Here is a 15,100-nt window from a genome sequence, read left to right as displayed (position 1 = left end):
CTATTGCATTCGAGGAACTGCCTGATGAGCATTCACGTCAAGAACAACATCCACTGGGTAGGCCAACGGGACTGGGAGGTACGCGACTTCCACGGCACCGAGTACAAGACCCACAAGGGCACCAGCTACAACAGCTACCTCATCCGCGAAGGGAAGAATGTGCTGATCGACACCGTCGATCACAAGTTCAGCCGTGAGTTCGTGCAGAACCTGGCGGCGGAGATCGATCTCGCCGCCATCGACTATGTGGTGATCAACCACGCCGAGGAGGATCACGCCGGCGCCCTGACCGAGCTGATGGCCCGCATCCCAGGCACCCCCATCTACTGCACCCACAACGCCATCGACTCCATCACCGGCCATCATCACCACCCGGAGTGGAACTTCCACCCGGTCAAGACCGGTGACAGCCTGGACATCGGCAACGGCAAGCAGCTGGTGTTCATCGAGACCCCCATGCTGCACTGGCCCGACAGCATGATGACCTACATGACCGAGGATGCGGTGCTCTTCTCCAACGACGCCTTCGGCCAGCACTACTGCGACGAGCACCTGTTCAACGACGAGGTGGATCAGACCGAGCTGATGGAGCAGTGCCAGCGCTACTACGCCAACATCCTCACCCCCTTCAGCCCCCTGGTGACCGCCAAGATCAAAGAGGTGCTGGGCTTCAACCTGCCAGTGAGCATGGTGGCCACCTCCCACGGCATCGTCTGGCGCGAGGACCCCACCCAGATCATCCTGAAATACCTGGAGTGGGCCGACCACTATCAGGAAGACCGCATCACCTTGTTCTACGACTCCATGTCCAACAACACCCGCATGATGGCCGACGCCATCGCCCAGGGCATCCACGAGGTGGACCCCGGCGTGGCGGTGAAGATCTACAACGTGGCCCGCCACGACAAGAACGAGATCCTGACCCAGGTGTTCCGCTCCAAGGGGATACTGGTGGGATCCTCCACCATGAACAACGTCATGATGCCCAAGGTGGCGGGCATGCTCGAAGAGATCACCGGCCTGCGTTTTCGCAACAAGCGTGCCTCGGCCTTCGGCAGCTACGGCTGGACCGGCGGTGCGGTGGACCGGATCCAGACCCGATTGATGGACGCAGGCTTTGACATCAGCATCTCCCTCAAGGCCAAGTGGCGCCCGGATGGCTCGGCGCTGGCCGAATGCCGCGAGCATGGCCGCCAGCTCGCCCGTCAGTGGGCGTTGCACCCGCTGGACGCACCCCGCCCGATCACCACAACCCAGACAACCGTGACGCCCGTCCCCGCGATGCCTGCTGTTGAGCCGCAAGCCGCAGCGGCCGCCGCCGAATGGGACGATGACCAGGCCATGCTCTGCACCGTCTGCCAGTGGGTCTATGACCCGGCCCAGGGCGAGCCGGATCAGCTGGTGGCGCCGGGCACCCCCTGGGCCCAGGTGCCGGACAGTTTCCTTTGCCCCGGCTGCGGCATCGGCAAGGAGGTATTCGAACCCTGCGCCGTGGAGGCCTGTGTATGAGCGCGGCAATTCAAACTGACGCTGGCATCAGCCGGGAGATAGTGGTGATCGGCAGCGGCTTCGCTGCCCAGCAGCTGGTCAAGAGCCTGCGCAAGCTGGATGCCGAGCAGCCCATCCGCCTCATCACCGCCGACAGCGGTGACGAGTACAACAAGCCCGACTTGAGCCACGTGGTGAGTCGGGGCTGCCCTGCCGCAGCCATGACTCGCCAGAGCGGCAGCGATTTTGCCGAGCAGCAGCGCATCGCGCTGCTGCCACACTGCCCGGTGCATGGCATCGACCCAGCAAGGCGGTTGGTGCTGACCGAGCAGGGGGAATTCCCCTACGGCCAGCTGGTGCTGGCCACCGGGGCGAGCGCGGCGCGCCCCGATCTGCCGGGCAGCGAATCCCTGGTCACCCTCAACAGCCAGCAGGAGTTCGCCGCCATCGAGGCACAACTGCGCCAGGCCCGCCGCATCCTGGTGCTGGGGGCGGGGCTCATCGGCTGCGAGCTGGCGATGGACATGGCGAGCGCAGGAAAAGAGGTGACGCTGGTGGATCTGGCCGACAGCCCCTTAAGCGCCCTGCTGCCCGCCGCCCTGACCGAGCCGCTGCAACAGGCGCTACGCAGCCAGGGGGTCAGCCTGCAGTTCGGGACGGGTCTCGCCAGGATAGATGCCCAGCCGGGGGATGGCTGGCGGGTGACCCTGACCGATGGCCGCATCAGCGAGCAGGATCTGGTGATCGCCGCGATCGGCCTGCGGCCGAATCTGGCCCTGGCCCGCGGGGCCGGGCTGGCAGTGGAGCGTGGCATCCTGGTCGACGATCGGCTGCAGACCAGCGATCCCCATATCTTCGCGCTGGGGGATTGCGCCCAGTGGCAGGGTCAGCTGCTCCCCTTCCTGCAACCCATCGTGCTGGGGGCCAATGCGCTGGCGCGCACCCTGCTTGGCACGCCAACCCCGCTGACTTTGCCCCCCATGCTGGTGAAGGTGAAGACGCCGCGCTACCCGCTGCAACTGGCCGGTCGCACCCGGGGCGAGGATCTTGCCTGGCAGTGCCGCTGGAACAGTCACGGCATGGTGGCCGAGGCGCACGGCGAAGATGGCAAGCTGTGCGGCTTCGTGGTGGGTGGGGATCAGATGAGTGCCGCCTTCCCGCTGCTGCGCCAGCTGCCCCGTTAACCCCTTTCATTGCACCGGCCGGGTCGACCCGGCCACTCAAGGAGAACCGATATGGCCATGCAACTGATCCCGCCTCACTGGGTGGTGCGCCGCTCCACCCCCTTCTTCACCCGCGAGAATGTGCCCCAGGCCCTGCTCACCCACCACAACACCGCGGCCGGCGTGTTTGGCCAACTCTGCGTGATGGAGGGCACCGTCACCTATCACGGCTTTGCCGATGAGCAGGCCGAGGAGCCCGAGGTGAGCCTGGTGATCCGGGCCGGGGAGTTTGCCACCAGCCCACCCCGGTACTGGCACAGGGTCGAGCTGTCGGAGGATGCCCGCTTCAACATCCACTTCTGGGCCGAGCAGGCCGAATCCGACCAGCCGCTGTTCCACAGCCGCAAATAACGGGGTTTAAGGCTGAGGGGGCGGAGCGGGCGAATGCCCCCTCTGCCCATGCAGATCAAAATAATCAACTCAGATGTTGGTTATCCTTGCCGCCAGATCGGGTGTACGCAGTGGAGGATGCATGAGCGTGATTGAGGCGATGACCATGGTGGCCGGACTGGTCTATCTGGTCCTGTTGGTGTTGAAAACGGGGCCGGGCTGGTCATCTCGACTCTCCCTCGGAGTGCTGGTCATTGCCTGGCTGGCGGCGGCAGATGTCAGCCTCTGGCTTGGCCTGGGGCTGGTGGTCGGCAGTCTCAGCCTGCTTCATCGCATCCAGCCCTTCCCCGCACTGGACGAGCTGGGCAGTCAGCCGCTGCGGGAGTGGGCGCGTCATCTGCTGCTGCTCTGCTGGTTGCTGGTGTCGGTGCAATATGGGGTCTATATCTGGCTGCTGGCACGGGGGACGGTTCCCTGGCTGGTGCGTCCCGACGTGGTGGACGGTTTCCTGCCCATCGCCGGTGGTCTCGGGCTGCGGGCCTGGCTCGGGCAGGGGCTGACGGACCCCCACCACCCGGCGGCCACCGTCACCGTGCTGGTGCTCTCCCTGTCGGCCCTGCTGCTGGGTCGGGCGTTTTGTGCCTGGTTCTGCCCGCTCGGGCTGGTGGGGGAGTGGCTGCACGGCCTGCGCTCGCGCCTGTTGCCGGGGGAGTGGACCCCGCCGCGCTGGCTCGATGCCGTGTTGCGCGGCCAGAAGTTTCTGGTGCTCGGCTTTCTGCTCTTCATCATATTGCTGGCGGTACCCGCCGCCGCCCTGCCCGGCTACCTCGCCAGCCCCTACCATCAGGCGGCGGACATGAAGATGGGGGCCTTCTTCTTCAACCTGACCCTGATCTCGGGCCTGTGCCTTGGCTGGGTGCTGCTGCTCACCGCCACCTTCCGGCAAGGATTCTGCCGCTACCTCTGCCCCTATGGCGCCTGGTTCGCCCTGCTCGGCCTGCTGAGCCCATTGCGCATTCGCCGCGACCCGGACCGCTGCCTGCGAAGCCTGGGCCACGATTGTGACAAGTGCAGCCGGGTTTGCCCCTCGCGCATCCAGGTGCACCAGCTCATCGCGGTGCAGAGCCTCGAGTGCACCAGTTGCCAGAGCTGCGTGGCCGCCTGCCCCAGGCGGGCCGATGCCCTGCATCTTGGCACGCAAGGGCAGCGACTCGCTCCCCGTCAGCTGCTGGGGCTGCTCTGTCTGTTGCTGCTGGTGTTGCCGCTGCTCTCCTACGGCTTGCTGGATCTCTGGGTCAGCCAGACACCGATCCCTGACCGCTACGAGTTGTTGCAGCGGCTGCCCTGGCTGAGCCACTGAGGGGGGAAAGGGCAAAAGGTGGATGATGGGGGGATCTTTCGGATTGGCGATAATAAGCTGTATAAAAATCCCCCGCCAAATTGTTAGCGCCATCCCACTTTGCTCATATTGCAATTGATCATATAGCGCTCCCCACCATAATGGGTGCTGTTATTTGGCGTTGTTAATATCAATTGGATGAGCAACAACATGAATATCAAGGTCAGCTATCCCAAGTGGTTTACCCTGGACCATAAGATCGCGTTCTTCTTCCCGCTGTAATTCCCCGTGGCGGCACGGCATGCCTGCCATGCCACGAGCCCGCCTCCATTCCTGAACTGAAATAGCTGCACCCGTCTTCGCCTGTTTATTCTGGCGAGGCGATGTCGTGCACCTATTTCCCAATATTTCCCACCTGCCGGACATTCTATTTTCGGCGGGGGAAGAGACTCATTTTGAATATTTAAATCTGGGGTGTTTATATTATGGAAAACTTCAAGCATCTGCCCGAACCCTTCCGTATTCGTGTCATCGAGCCGGTCAAGCGCACCACCCGTGCCTATCGGGAAGAGGCCATTGTCCGGGCGGGCATGAACCCCTTCCTGCTGGACAGCGAAGACGTCTTCATCGACCTGCTGACCGACAGCGGCACCGGCGCCATCACTCAGGACATGCAGGCCGCCATGCTGCGCGGTGACGAGGCCTACAGCGGCAGCCGCAGCTACTATGCCCTGCAACAGGCGGTGCAGGAGATCTTCGGCTACTCCCTGACCATCCCCACTCATCAGGGGCGCGGCGCCGAGCAGATTTACATCCCCGTGCTCATCAAGAAGCGGGAGCAGGAGAAGGGGCTGGATCGCAAGAAGATGGTGGCCCTCTCCAACTACTTCTTCGACACCACCCAGGGCCACACCCAGATCAACTGCTGCGTGGCGAAGAACGTCTACACCAGGGAGGCGTTCGATACCTCGGTCACCGCCGACTTCAAAGGCAACTTCGATCTGGTGAAGCTGGAAGAGGCCATCCTGGAGGCGGGCCCCGCCAACGTGCCCTACATCGTCAGCACCATCACCTGCAACTCCGCCGGGGGGCAGCCGGTCTCCATTGCCAACCTGAAGGCGGTGTACGAGATCGCCAGAAAGTACGACATCCCCGTCATCATGGACTCCGCCCGCTTCGCCGAGAACGCCTACTTCATCCAGCAGCGGGAGCCCGGCTACGCGAACTGGACCATCGAGGAGATCACGAGGGAGTCCTACAAGTACGCCGACGGCCTCGCCATGTCGGCGAAGAAGGATGCCATGGTGCAGATGGGGGGGCTGCTGTGCTTCAAGGATGACAGCATGCTGGACGTCTACACCGAGTGCCGCACCCTGTGCGTGGTGCAGGAGGGCTTCCCGACCTATGGCGGCCTGGAAGGGGGCGCCATGGAGCGCCTGGCGGTGGGCCTGCGGGACGGCATGCGCCAGGACTGGCTGGCCTATCGCATCGGCCAGGTGCAGTACCTGGTGGACGGGCTGGAGGCCATCGGCGTGGTGTGCCAGCAGGCGGGGGGCCATGCGGCCTTCGTGGATGCGGGCAAGTTGCTGCCCCACATCCCGGCGGATCAGTTCCCGGCCCACGCCCTGGCCTGCGAGCTCTACAAGGTCGCCGGCATCCGCGCGGTGGAGATAGGTTCCCTGCTGCTGGGGCGCGACCCCGCCACCGGCAAGCAGCACCCCTGCCCTGCGGAGCTGCTGCGCCTGACCATCCCCCGTGCCACCTATACCCAGACCCACATGGACTTTGTCATCGAGGCCTTCGGCGAGGTGAAGAAGAACGCCCACCGGGTGAAGGGGCTGGACTTCATTTACGAGCCGGCCGTGCTGCGTCACTTCACCGCCAGACTGAAAGAGGTCGAGCATAACGACCCGTCAGCCGGCAAGACGCAGAAAAAATTGATAGAAGCATAACGAGTCAAGGGCACAGATTTTTCTGTGCCTTTTTTTTCACTGCTCTGTGAAAGATTTGGAGTGACACACATGACATCAACACCGTCCGTCATCGGAGGGGCCTGCATCATTGCCAGCGTCTGTGTCGGTGCCGGCATGCTGGGGCTGCCGAGCGCGGGAGCCGGGGCCTGGACCAGCTGGTCAACCCTCGCCATCATTCTTACCATGGTCGTCATGACGGTTTCAGGCTGGATGCTGCTGGAAGCCCTGAAACCCTACGCATTGACCGCCTCCTTCAACTCGGTGACCAAGGATCTGCTCGGTCACAGGATCAATCTCTTCAACAACCTCACCGTCTATTTCGTGGGCGGCATTTTGCTCTATGCCTACATCACCTCGTCGGGTCTCATCCTGGGCGGCCTGCTGGGCATCAATAGCCAGCTGGCCTCGGTGTTGTTCGTGCTGGTGTTCTCCTGGTTCGTCTGGCATTCGACCCGGGCGGTGGACAGGATTTCGGTCGTCCTGATCGTCTTCATGGTGCTGAGCTTCGTGTTCGGGGTCTCCGGGCTTGCCAGCAAGGTCGACACCGCCAAGCTGTTCAACTCCTTTGCCGAGGAGCTGGGCCGCGCCCCTTACGCCCTGGCCATGTTGCCGGTGGCGCTCACCTCGTTTGGCTACCACCACTCGGTGGCATCGATGCGCGCCTATTACGGCGAGGAGCAGAAAGCCAGGCAGGCGATCCTGGGGGGGACCCTGATCGCCCTGGCGCTCTATCTGCTGTGGCTGCTCAGCATCTTCGGCAACCTGCCTCGTCCCGCCTTCGGTCCCGTCATCGCCAAGGGGGGCGACGTGGATGTGCTGCTGGGGGCGCTGGCCTCGGTGATCGAGTCCAGGCAGGTCTCCCAGGCCATCAACCTCTTCTCCATGGCGGCCATCCTCTCCTCCTTCATCGGGGTGGGGCTCGGGGTGTTCGACTATCTGGCGGATCTGTTCCGGTTCGACAACAGCCGCCGGGGGCGGGCCAAATCCTGGGCGGTGACCTTCCTGCCCCCCCTGGCGCTCTCCCTGATGTTCCCGTTCGGCTTCGTGGTGGCCATCGGCTATGCCGGGGCCGCGGCGACCGTCTGGGCCTGCATCATCCCGGCCCTGCTGGCGAAAAAGTCCCGGGAGCTGGCCCCGGACGAGGCTGGGTTCAAGGCCCCCGGCGGCCAGCCCATGGTGGTGGCCGTCATCGTCTTCGGGGTGCTTACCGCCATCTTCCACCTGATGGCCATGGCGGGTCTGCTGCCCGTCTACACCGGCTGACCCTGGTGTGCTGAACCTGGCCCCATCCCGAACATATTCCACGGATGGGGCGCAGGATCCGGCCCGTTTCCCCCCATTTCCCCTCCGGATTTGATACCCGAAGGCATGCAGGGTAAAGTCCCCCGGCGCCAGCAGTGGCGAACGCAGGAGAAGCACGGCGGTGTGCCGTGACCAGTCGACAATCCGTTTGGGGGAGTAATGGAACAGAAACCATCGTTGGTGGGCGGGGCATGCATCATTGCCGGCGTCTGTGTGGGGGCCGGCATGCTGGGGCTGCCGAGTGCGGGGGCGGGCGCCTGGACCCTCTGGTCCATGCTCGCGGTGGCACTGACCATGGTGGTGATGACGGTCTCCGGCTGGATGCTGCTGGAGTCCTATCGGGGCTATCCCCTGCGCGTCTCCTTCGATACCGTGACCCGGGATCTGCTGGGGGAGAAGGTCAACGCCCTCAACAATCTCAGCGTCTACTTCGTCGGCGGCATCCTGCTCTATGCCTACATCACCTCGGCCGGTCTCATCATCGACGGCATGACGGGGATGGGCAGCCAGTGGGCGTCCGTGCTCTTTACCCTGGCCTTCTCCCTGCTGGTGTGGCACTCCACCCGGGCGGTGGACCGCATCTCGGTGTTGCTGGTGATCCTGATGGGGCTGAGCTTTGCCTTCGGCATCTCGGGCCTGTCGATGAACGTGCGCCTCGATCTGCTGCTCGACCGGGTGGGCAGCGAAGTGAGCTACGCCCCCTATGCCCTGGTGATGCTGCCGGTGGCGCTCACCTCGTTCGGCTACCACCATTCGGTCTCCTCCATGCGCGCCTACTACGGTGAAGAGCGCCGTGCCAGCCGCGCCATTCTGGGGGGCACCCTGATCGCGCTCGCGTTTTACCTCATCTGGCTGGTGAGCGTCTTTGGCAACCTGCCCCGCAGCGAGTTCGGCCCGGTGATCGCAGAGGGGGGCAACGTGGATGCCCTGCTCAAGGCCCTCGGTTCGGTGATCGAGTCCAAGGCGGTGGCCAGCGCCCTCAACGCCTTCTCCATGGCGGCCATCCTCTCCTCCTTCATCGGGGTGGGGCTCGGGGTGTTCGACTACCTGGCGGATCTGTTCAAGTTCGACAACAGCCGGGGTGGCCGCGCCAAGTCCTGGGCGGTGACCTTCCTGCCGCCCCTGGTGCTCTCCTTGCTGTTCCCGTTCGGCTTCCTGGTGGCCATCGGCTATGCGGGCGCCGTGGCGACCCTGTGGACCTGCATCATCCCGCCTCTGCTGGCCTGGAAGGTGCGGTCGGCCCGGCGCGAAGACGGTGGCGAGGGCTTCCGCGCCCCCGGCGGCCTCTTCATGATCGTCCTGGTGATCCTGTTCGGCGTGCTGACCGCCGCCTTCCACCTGCTCAACATGGTGGACCTGCTGCCCGCCTACAAGGGCTGAGCCGTTACCCGGGTCGCAGTGCCAGCACACAATGACAAAGAAGGAGCCTCATGGGCTCCTTCTTGCTTGTCATACAGGCAATATTGGCGTCGGTTATTGAATGCCGACCGACAGGGAGTGGGGGACCTTGGCGCCTTTACGGGCGGTGGCGCGCATCTGGTAGACCTGGATCAGGTACTTGCCCGACTTGGGCAGGGTGCCTTGCCATTTTGTGTCCACGTTGCCGCCGCCCAGTGCCTCGGCCTGACCCGGGATGGCGCCCGGCGCGAAGACGTTGAAGTTGGCATTGGTGCTGCCGGTGATGGCGACCGTCATGGTCTGGCCTTCTTTGGCGCCCAGGGTGTAGTTGATGGTGTCATAACCGGAGAAGGTGCCGTCAACCTTGGCGCTGTGCGCGCCTTTGGCGAAGTGCACCGGCACCGTGGTCACCTTGTCTGCCGCCTGAACCGAGGCCGCCATCATCATGGCCAGCAAGGCGGCCGTTACTGCTTTTTTCATTATGTATTGCTCCTGTGATCGGGCCCTGGCACGGGCCTCGAGGGGAAGATATGCCTGAACGATGACGCGACTCCATCGAAATGATGGGGCGGTCGGAGTGGGGGATGTTGCAAGATTTGGGGTATGCACAGACGGACATGGTGCCTTTTGGCCGCAAGCCAGATGAACACAAGGTCGATGGGGTTTTATATGGTGAGTTCCCTGATACAGGGGGCGTTTTTGTCAACGTGGTGTTGACGAACAGGGTGCCCGCTGCGGCCATGAGTCTGCGACAGAATTGATCGCCCCGGGTCTCCTGCATGGTCAGGGCGCGGGAAGGCGTGCGGAAAAAGAGGACGTTAAGGTTGGCTGGTGCCCCCAGCCGCCATGGCCTGCTGCTCATAGCGCGCCACCGTGCCGTCCTGCTTCATTTGCCGGATCACGCTGGCAAGGGGGGCCAGCAGATCCTGATGCCGTTCGTGCAGGTAGACGTAAGAATCGGCCAGCTCCATCACCCCGGCGGAGTAGATGCCGGCATAGCCCGGGTCCTGGCGCGTCAGGGCGGCCAGGGCCTGGCTGGCAATCAGGGTCTGCTCCACATAGAGGTCACTGCGCCCCTTGAGCAGCTTGCCCATCCCCTGCTCGGCGGTGGCGATGGCAAAGAGCCGGTCCGGTGCCACCACCTTGCCCAGCATCATCTCCGGCAGCTTGGCGCCACGGCGAAACTCGACCCGATAACCGGTGCCCTGCAGGCTGTGCCACCCCTGCAGCTGGATCCCGGGCTGGTGGGCATAGGCCTGATAGGAGACGGCGAAATGGGGCTCGGGCACGCGCTGGAGGGTGCGGGTCTGCTGCTGGTAGCTGGCGGCGCGGTGGATCTCGCCATCGACCTGTCCCTGCTCTGCCAGCAGGGGGGCCCGTCCCCCGGGGTAGCCCTGGTACTGGAAGTCATAGCCCAGGCGGGCGAACGCATCCCGATAGATGAGATCTAGCCAGCGACCATAGGGGGACTCCCTGGTTTCAAGGGAGCTCACCAGTGTGATGTTGCCCCTGCCTTGCGCCCCCCATACCTGGAAGGCCAGCAGCAAGAGCAGTGAAAGAGCGAAGAAGCGGTATCCTGAAACCTGCGCCATGGTGTCCCTGTCAGAGCGGTGGTTGCAAAGGGTGACAGTCCTATCCTAGCCCAGGGGGTTGCCCGGTCCAGCGCTTTCTGCCGTCCGCCCGTTGATACCCTCCGGGCCGCCTCCCGTCCCGCCTTGCCCGAATGAACTACAACAAAGGGAGATAGCCAGCGCCGCTCACAGGCTGGCGAAATCCACTTCGGGCAGGGTTTCAAAGCCGGGGCGGGCAAACAGATAGCCCTGCATCAGGCTGACGCCCATCTCCCGCAGGCAGGCCATCTCTTCGCGGGTCTCGACCCCTTCCGCCAGCGGGGTGATCTGCAACTCCGTAAACAGCGCCAGACAGTGGCGAACGATGGCCTGACGGATCGGGTCCTGGTCGATGCCGCGCAGCAGGTGCATGTCGAGTTTGATGATGTCGGGGCGAAAATCGGCCAGCAGGCTCAGGCCCGAGTAACCGGCGCCAAAGTCGTCGATCGCCGTCTTGAAGCCCAGGGCCTGATAGTGATCGACGATGCCGCGAATATGGCGGTTGTCCTGCACCTGTTCCACCTCGGTGAACTCGAACATGATCTGCTCGATGGGAAAGAGATGCTCGCGGGCCGCCTGCAACGTGGTGCGGATGCAGCGCTCCGGGCGATAGACCGCATTGGGCAGAAAATTGATGCTCAGCATCCCCTTCATCCCGAGCCGTGCCGCCAGCGCGATGGCCTTGATCCGGCACAGCTGATCGAAGCGGTAGCGGTTGTCGTCGTTGACCCGATCAATCACGCTCTGCGCCGACTCGTTGTTGAGCCCCCGCACCAGGGCCTCATAGCCGAAGAGGGTGCGCTGGCTGCAATCGACGATGGGCTGGAAGGCCATGGTGAAATCGAAGTCGAGATCCACCTGCTCATGACACTGCTGGCAGAGGGTGGAGGACGGGGCGGCAGGTATGTCCATGACGTTCCTTTCAAGGCGTGGGGTCGCGAGAGATTGCCTCAAAGGATAACAGCGCATATCTCGCCGGCAGAGGTTATTCCTCCGGATAGGCTGGCCGTCTTCTGGCATATCAGAGGTTGTGCCCGACAGGCGGCCATGGCGGGTCAGGTGCCGCCGCTTGTGGGCCTGTTTGTCCGGGATTGGCCTCGCTGGCATCCTCCAAGGCCACGTCTTGCCCGCGAACCGGTCGGGTCAAGCGGTATAAGCTGATTCGATGGCATTGCGGAAAATGCACATATTTTTGCTTATACCTCCTCGCGGTGTGCTCCTATGGCACAAATAGGCCTAATCAGGGCCCACAAAGGCCACTGGCCGATCTTGAGCAACCGCCATAGAGCGCCAGCCACCGCACCGCAGGTTCGATTAGCGCCGTGTAATCGGACGGACGAGGTGCATTCGTCTCGGTTATTGCTTTGAGTCAGGGGCGGGTGCAATGCGGCTGGCCGTGAGAACGGGAGAATCAATTTACGTGAACGTCCGATTACGCCTGACGACTAATCGAACCTACCGAGGTGATAATTCTTCGCTAATTAAGCCTGTAGCTTTATTATTAGCATTGCCAAAATATGGAGCGAAGTCTATGGGAAAGCGAAATTTCATTATTGTCATGTTGTGTGTGTTGGTTTTGGTTAGTACTCCGTTACTTCTCTATATCTATATATTTGCACCAATCTCACACTATTCATTATCTACATCTGATCAAGCGTGGTCGAATTTTGGTGGTTTTATTGGTGGCACAATAGGAACTACTTTTTCTTTCTTAACATTTCTTGGCGCCGCGTTTGCAGTCTACTATCAAAAGAAGCAATTAGATGTACAAAAGGCGACAATGAAATTAGAGGAAGTTCATAGCTTACTTTCTAGAGTTTCTGAAAGATTAGATGTGTTAATTTATACTAATCCGCAGTTATATCCTAACCAATACATTGAGTTGAATGAACTTGAGCCAAGAATGAAGGCTTATATAGAAGGAAGTTTTATTAGTGTATTGGCAGCATTAGGTACTTTATCTTTGAGAAAGAAGTATAACAAAAATCTTAATGTGTCTGACTCAAATATACCAGATGGTTTTATATCTAGCTTTTTACAACAAAGTGCCTCATTAATAAATGTTGAGTTAAATAATTATGGTCGTTTGTTATCCATATATAAAGCTAGTTATGGGGACCGAGAGCTTGTTGAGTTTCATGTAGATAAATATTCAGCATTAATTTGCTGGTTGAATGTAGTTGGATTGCTCAATGCGCCATTGATTAATGAGCATGTTGACTTTAATGTATTAGAGCATGTCCTCGTAGGTAATAACTTCAAAGATTATTCATCTGCTATTTAGATTTTATGGTTTTTTATAAAAACGGCGCCTCGTGGCGCCGTTTTTAATATCCCTTACTCAACCAAGATCACTGCAGCAGCGAGATATCCGCGACTTGCAGGAACAGGTTGCGCAGGTTGTTCAGCAGTGCCAGACGGTTGGCCTTGAGGGCCTCGTCATCGGCCATCACCATCACTTCGTTGAAGAAGGTGTCGACCGGCTCGCGCAGGGCGGCCAGACGGGTGAGGGCCGCCTGATAGTCACCGGCAGCGAACAGCGGGGCCAGTTCGGCTTGCAGTTCGGCAACCTGGGTGGCCAGCGCCTTTTCGGCAGCATCGACCAGCAGTTCCGGTTTGACGGCAGTCGGCAGATCGCCTTCGACCTTGGCCAGAATGTTGCTCACGCGCTTGTTGGCGGCAGCCAGTGCCAGGGCGGCATCCAGGGTGCGGAAGTGGCTGACGGCCTTGACGCGGCGATCGAAGTCGAGCGGACGGGTCGGGCGGCGGGCCAGTACGGCCAGCACCACGTCGGCACCGATGCCTTCGTCCTGATAGGCGGCGCGGAAGCGGCCCAGCATAAAGTCGACCACGTCGGTGACGACGGTTTTGTTGGTCAGCTTGTCGCCGTAGACGCGTACCGCTTCTTCAACCAGTTCAACCAGATCCAGATCCAGTTGCTTCTCGGTCATGATGCGCAGGGCACCGATGGCGGCGCGACGCAGGGCGAACGGGTCCTTGTCACCCTTCGGCAGCATGCCGATGCCGAAGATACCGGCCAGGGTGTCGAACTTGTCGGCCAGCGCGACGGCGCAGGCCACCAGACCGGACGGCAGGGCATCGCCGGCAAAACGCGGCATGTACTGCTCGTTGAGGGCCACGGCCACCGCTTCGTCTTCGCCATCGTGACGGGCGTAGTGCATCCCCATGACACCCTGGGTGTCGGTGAACTCGCCGACCATGTTGGTCATCAGGTCACACTTGGAGAGCAGACCGGCACGCTTGGCCTGAGCCACGACGGCACTATCGCCACCACTGATGCGCTCGGCGATAAAGCCGGCGACGGTCTCGATGCGCTCGACCTTGGCCTTGACGGTGCCCAGCTGTTGCTGGAACAGCACGGTTTCAAGGCGCGGCAGGCGGGAGGCCAGGGTCTGCTTGAGGTCGGTCTTGAAGAAGAACTCGGCGTCTGAGAGACGGGGGCGAACCACCTTCTCGTTGCCACTGATGATCTGGCTCGGGTCTTTCGACTCGATGTTGGTGACGAAGATGAACTTCGGCAGCAGCTTGCCGTGCTTGTCGTAGACCGGGAAGTACTTCTGGTCACCCTTCATGGTGTGAACCAGCGCTTCAGCCGGAACGGCCAGGAACTTCTCTTCGAAGTTGGCGGTCAGCACCACAGGCCACTCGACCAGTGCGGTCACTTCTTCCAGCAGGGCGTCGTCCAGATCGGCAACGCCACCGAAGGCGGCAGCGGCCGCTTCGACGTCAGCCTTGATCTTGGCCTTGCGCGCCATAAAGTCGGCAATCACCATGCCGCGCTCCTGCAGGATCTGCGGGTACTGGCTGGCGTTGTCGATGGTGAATTCGCTCTCGCCCATAAAGCGGTGACCGCGGATGGTGCGGGCAGAGTCGATACCCAGAATGTGAGCGGGCACCAGCTCGCCATCCAGCAGCAGGGTCACGGTGAAGACCGGACGCACGAACTGGATGGTCTTGTCGCCCCAGCGCATCATCTTCGGGATCGGCAGTTTGGCCAGCGCCTGGCTAACCAGTTCGCCCAGCAATTCTTTGGCCGGACGGCCTTCGACCTTGGCGGTGTGAACCAGCCACTCGCCCTTGTCGGTGACCAGGCGCTCGGCCTGCTCAACGGTGATGCCGTTGCCACGGGCCCAGCCTTCGGCAGCCTTGGTTGGCTTGCCTTCGGCATCGAACGCTTGAGCGACGGCAGGGCCGCGCTTCTCGACGCTCTTGCTCGGCTGTTCGCCAGCCAGCTCGCTTACCTTCAGCGCCAGACGGCGCGGTGAAGCAAACCACTCGACGTCGCCGAAGGCCAGATCGGCCTTGGTCAGTTCGGCTTTGAAGTTGTCGGCAAAGGCTTCGGCCAGGGAGCGCAGGGCTTTGGGCGGCAGCTCAGCAGTACCGATCTCTACCAGAAATGTATGTTGTGCCATGTCC

Annotated in this window: 13 protein-coding genes; 9 read left to right on the top strand and 4 right to left on the bottom strand. The window is 61.7% G+C overall.

From position 1 onward, the window contains the following. Positions 1-24 precede the first annotated feature (24 nt). The 8 genes from norV to ACB037_RS19595 all read left to right on the top strand — a co-directional run bounded on the left by norV (position 25) and on the right by ACB037_RS19595 (position 9,035). Positions 25-1,509 carry an anaerobic nitric oxide reductase flavorubredoxin gene (norV, locus tag ACB037_RS19630; RefSeq protein WP_201891151.1) on the top strand — a complete coding sequence of 495 codons (1,485 nt, stop codon included), beginning with the start codon at positions 25-27 and terminating at the stop codon, positions 1,507-1,509. Further along, positions 1,506-2,672 (top strand): NADH:flavorubredoxin reductase NorW, encoded by a 1,167-nt coding sequence (gene norW / locus ACB037_RS19625; RefSeq protein WP_371175792.1) that lies wholly within the window; start codon positions 1,506-1,508, stop codon positions 2,670-2,672. Before norV ends, norW begins: the two co-directional genes overlap by 4 nt. A gap of 51 nt (positions 2,673-2,723) precedes the next feature. Further along, positions 2,724-3,062, top strand: coding sequence for a DUF1971 domain-containing protein (locus tag ACB037_RS19620; RefSeq protein ID WP_371175791.1), 339 nt, complete (start codon positions 2,724-2,726; stop codon positions 3,060-3,062). 121 nt (positions 3,063-3,183) lie between these two features. After that, on the top strand, positions 3,184-4,401 hold the full coding sequence (locus tag ACB037_RS19615; protein WP_342040057.1) for a 4Fe-4S binding protein: 1,218 nt from the start codon (positions 3,184-3,186) through the stop codon (positions 4,399-4,401). A gap of 177 nt (positions 4,402-4,578) precedes the next feature. Further along, the gene (gene tnaC / locus ACB037_RS19610; protein ID WP_069652909.1) at positions 4,579-4,662 is read left to right on the top strand and encodes a tryptophanase leader peptide; all 84 of its coding nucleotides are present in this window, start codon (positions 4,579-4,581) and stop codon (positions 4,660-4,662) included. A gap of 203 nt (positions 4,663-4,865) precedes the next feature. Continuing rightward, positions 4,866-6,332: a tryptophanase gene (gene tnaA / locus ACB037_RS19605; RefSeq protein ID WP_010672391.1), complete on the top strand. Its 1,467-nt coding sequence runs from the start codon at positions 4,866-4,868 to the stop codon at positions 6,330-6,332. A gap of 69 nt (positions 6,333-6,401) precedes the next feature. Continuing rightward, entirely contained in the window at positions 6,402-7,616 is a 1,215-nt protein-coding gene (locus tag ACB037_RS19600; protein WP_043155441.1) for an aromatic amino acid transporter, read from the top strand. Between the two features lie 198 nt (positions 7,617-7,814). After that, positions 7,815-9,035 (top strand): aromatic amino acid transporter, encoded by a 1,221-nt coding sequence (locus tag ACB037_RS19595; protein ID WP_045522578.1) that lies wholly within the window; start codon positions 7,815-7,817, stop codon positions 9,033-9,035. A 93-nt stretch (positions 9,036-9,128) separates the two neighbouring features. Here the strand turns inward: ACB037_RS19595 and ACB037_RS19590 are convergent, their stop codons facing one another. From ACB037_RS19590 to ACB037_RS19580, 3 genes are all read right to left on the bottom strand, one after another. After that, entirely contained in the window at positions 9,129-9,533 is a 405-nt protein-coding gene (locus ACB037_RS19590; RefSeq protein ID WP_010672394.1) for a hypothetical protein, read from the bottom strand. 338 nt (positions 9,534-9,871) lie between these two features. After that, positions 9,872-10,645, bottom strand: coding sequence for a hypothetical protein (locus ACB037_RS19585; protein WP_202016988.1), 774 nt, complete (start codon positions 10,643-10,645; stop codon positions 9,872-9,874). Positions 10,646-10,810: 165 nt separating this feature from the next. After that, the gene (locus ACB037_RS19580) at positions 10,811-11,575 is read right to left on the bottom strand and encodes an EAL domain-containing protein (RefSeq protein WP_223916024.1); all 765 of its coding nucleotides are present in this window, start codon (positions 11,573-11,575) and stop codon (positions 10,811-10,813) included. Positions 11,576-12,194: 619 nt separating this feature from the next. Here ACB037_RS19580 and ACB037_RS19575 point away from each other — a divergent pair. Further along, positions 12,195-12,947: a hypothetical protein gene (locus ACB037_RS19575; RefSeq protein ID WP_371175790.1), complete on the top strand. Its 753-nt coding sequence runs from the start codon at positions 12,195-12,197 to the stop codon at positions 12,945-12,947. A gap of 67 nt (positions 12,948-13,014) precedes the next feature. Here the strand turns inward: ACB037_RS19575 and glyS are convergent, their stop codons facing one another. Next, positions 13,015-15,096 (bottom strand): glycine--tRNA ligase subunit beta, encoded by a 2,082-nt coding sequence (gene glyS / locus ACB037_RS19570; RefSeq protein WP_371175789.1) that lies wholly within the window; start codon positions 15,094-15,096, stop codon positions 13,015-13,017. Positions 15,097-15,100 lie beyond the last annotated feature (4 nt).

The sequence above is a fragment of the Aeromonas sp. S19(2024) genome (genome assembly GCF_041402625.1).
Taxonomy (GTDB): domain Bacteria; phylum Pseudomonadota; class Gammaproteobacteria; order Enterobacterales; family Aeromonadaceae; genus Aeromonas; species Aeromonas caviae.
This window is presented reverse-complemented; position numbering and strand designations above follow the sequence as displayed.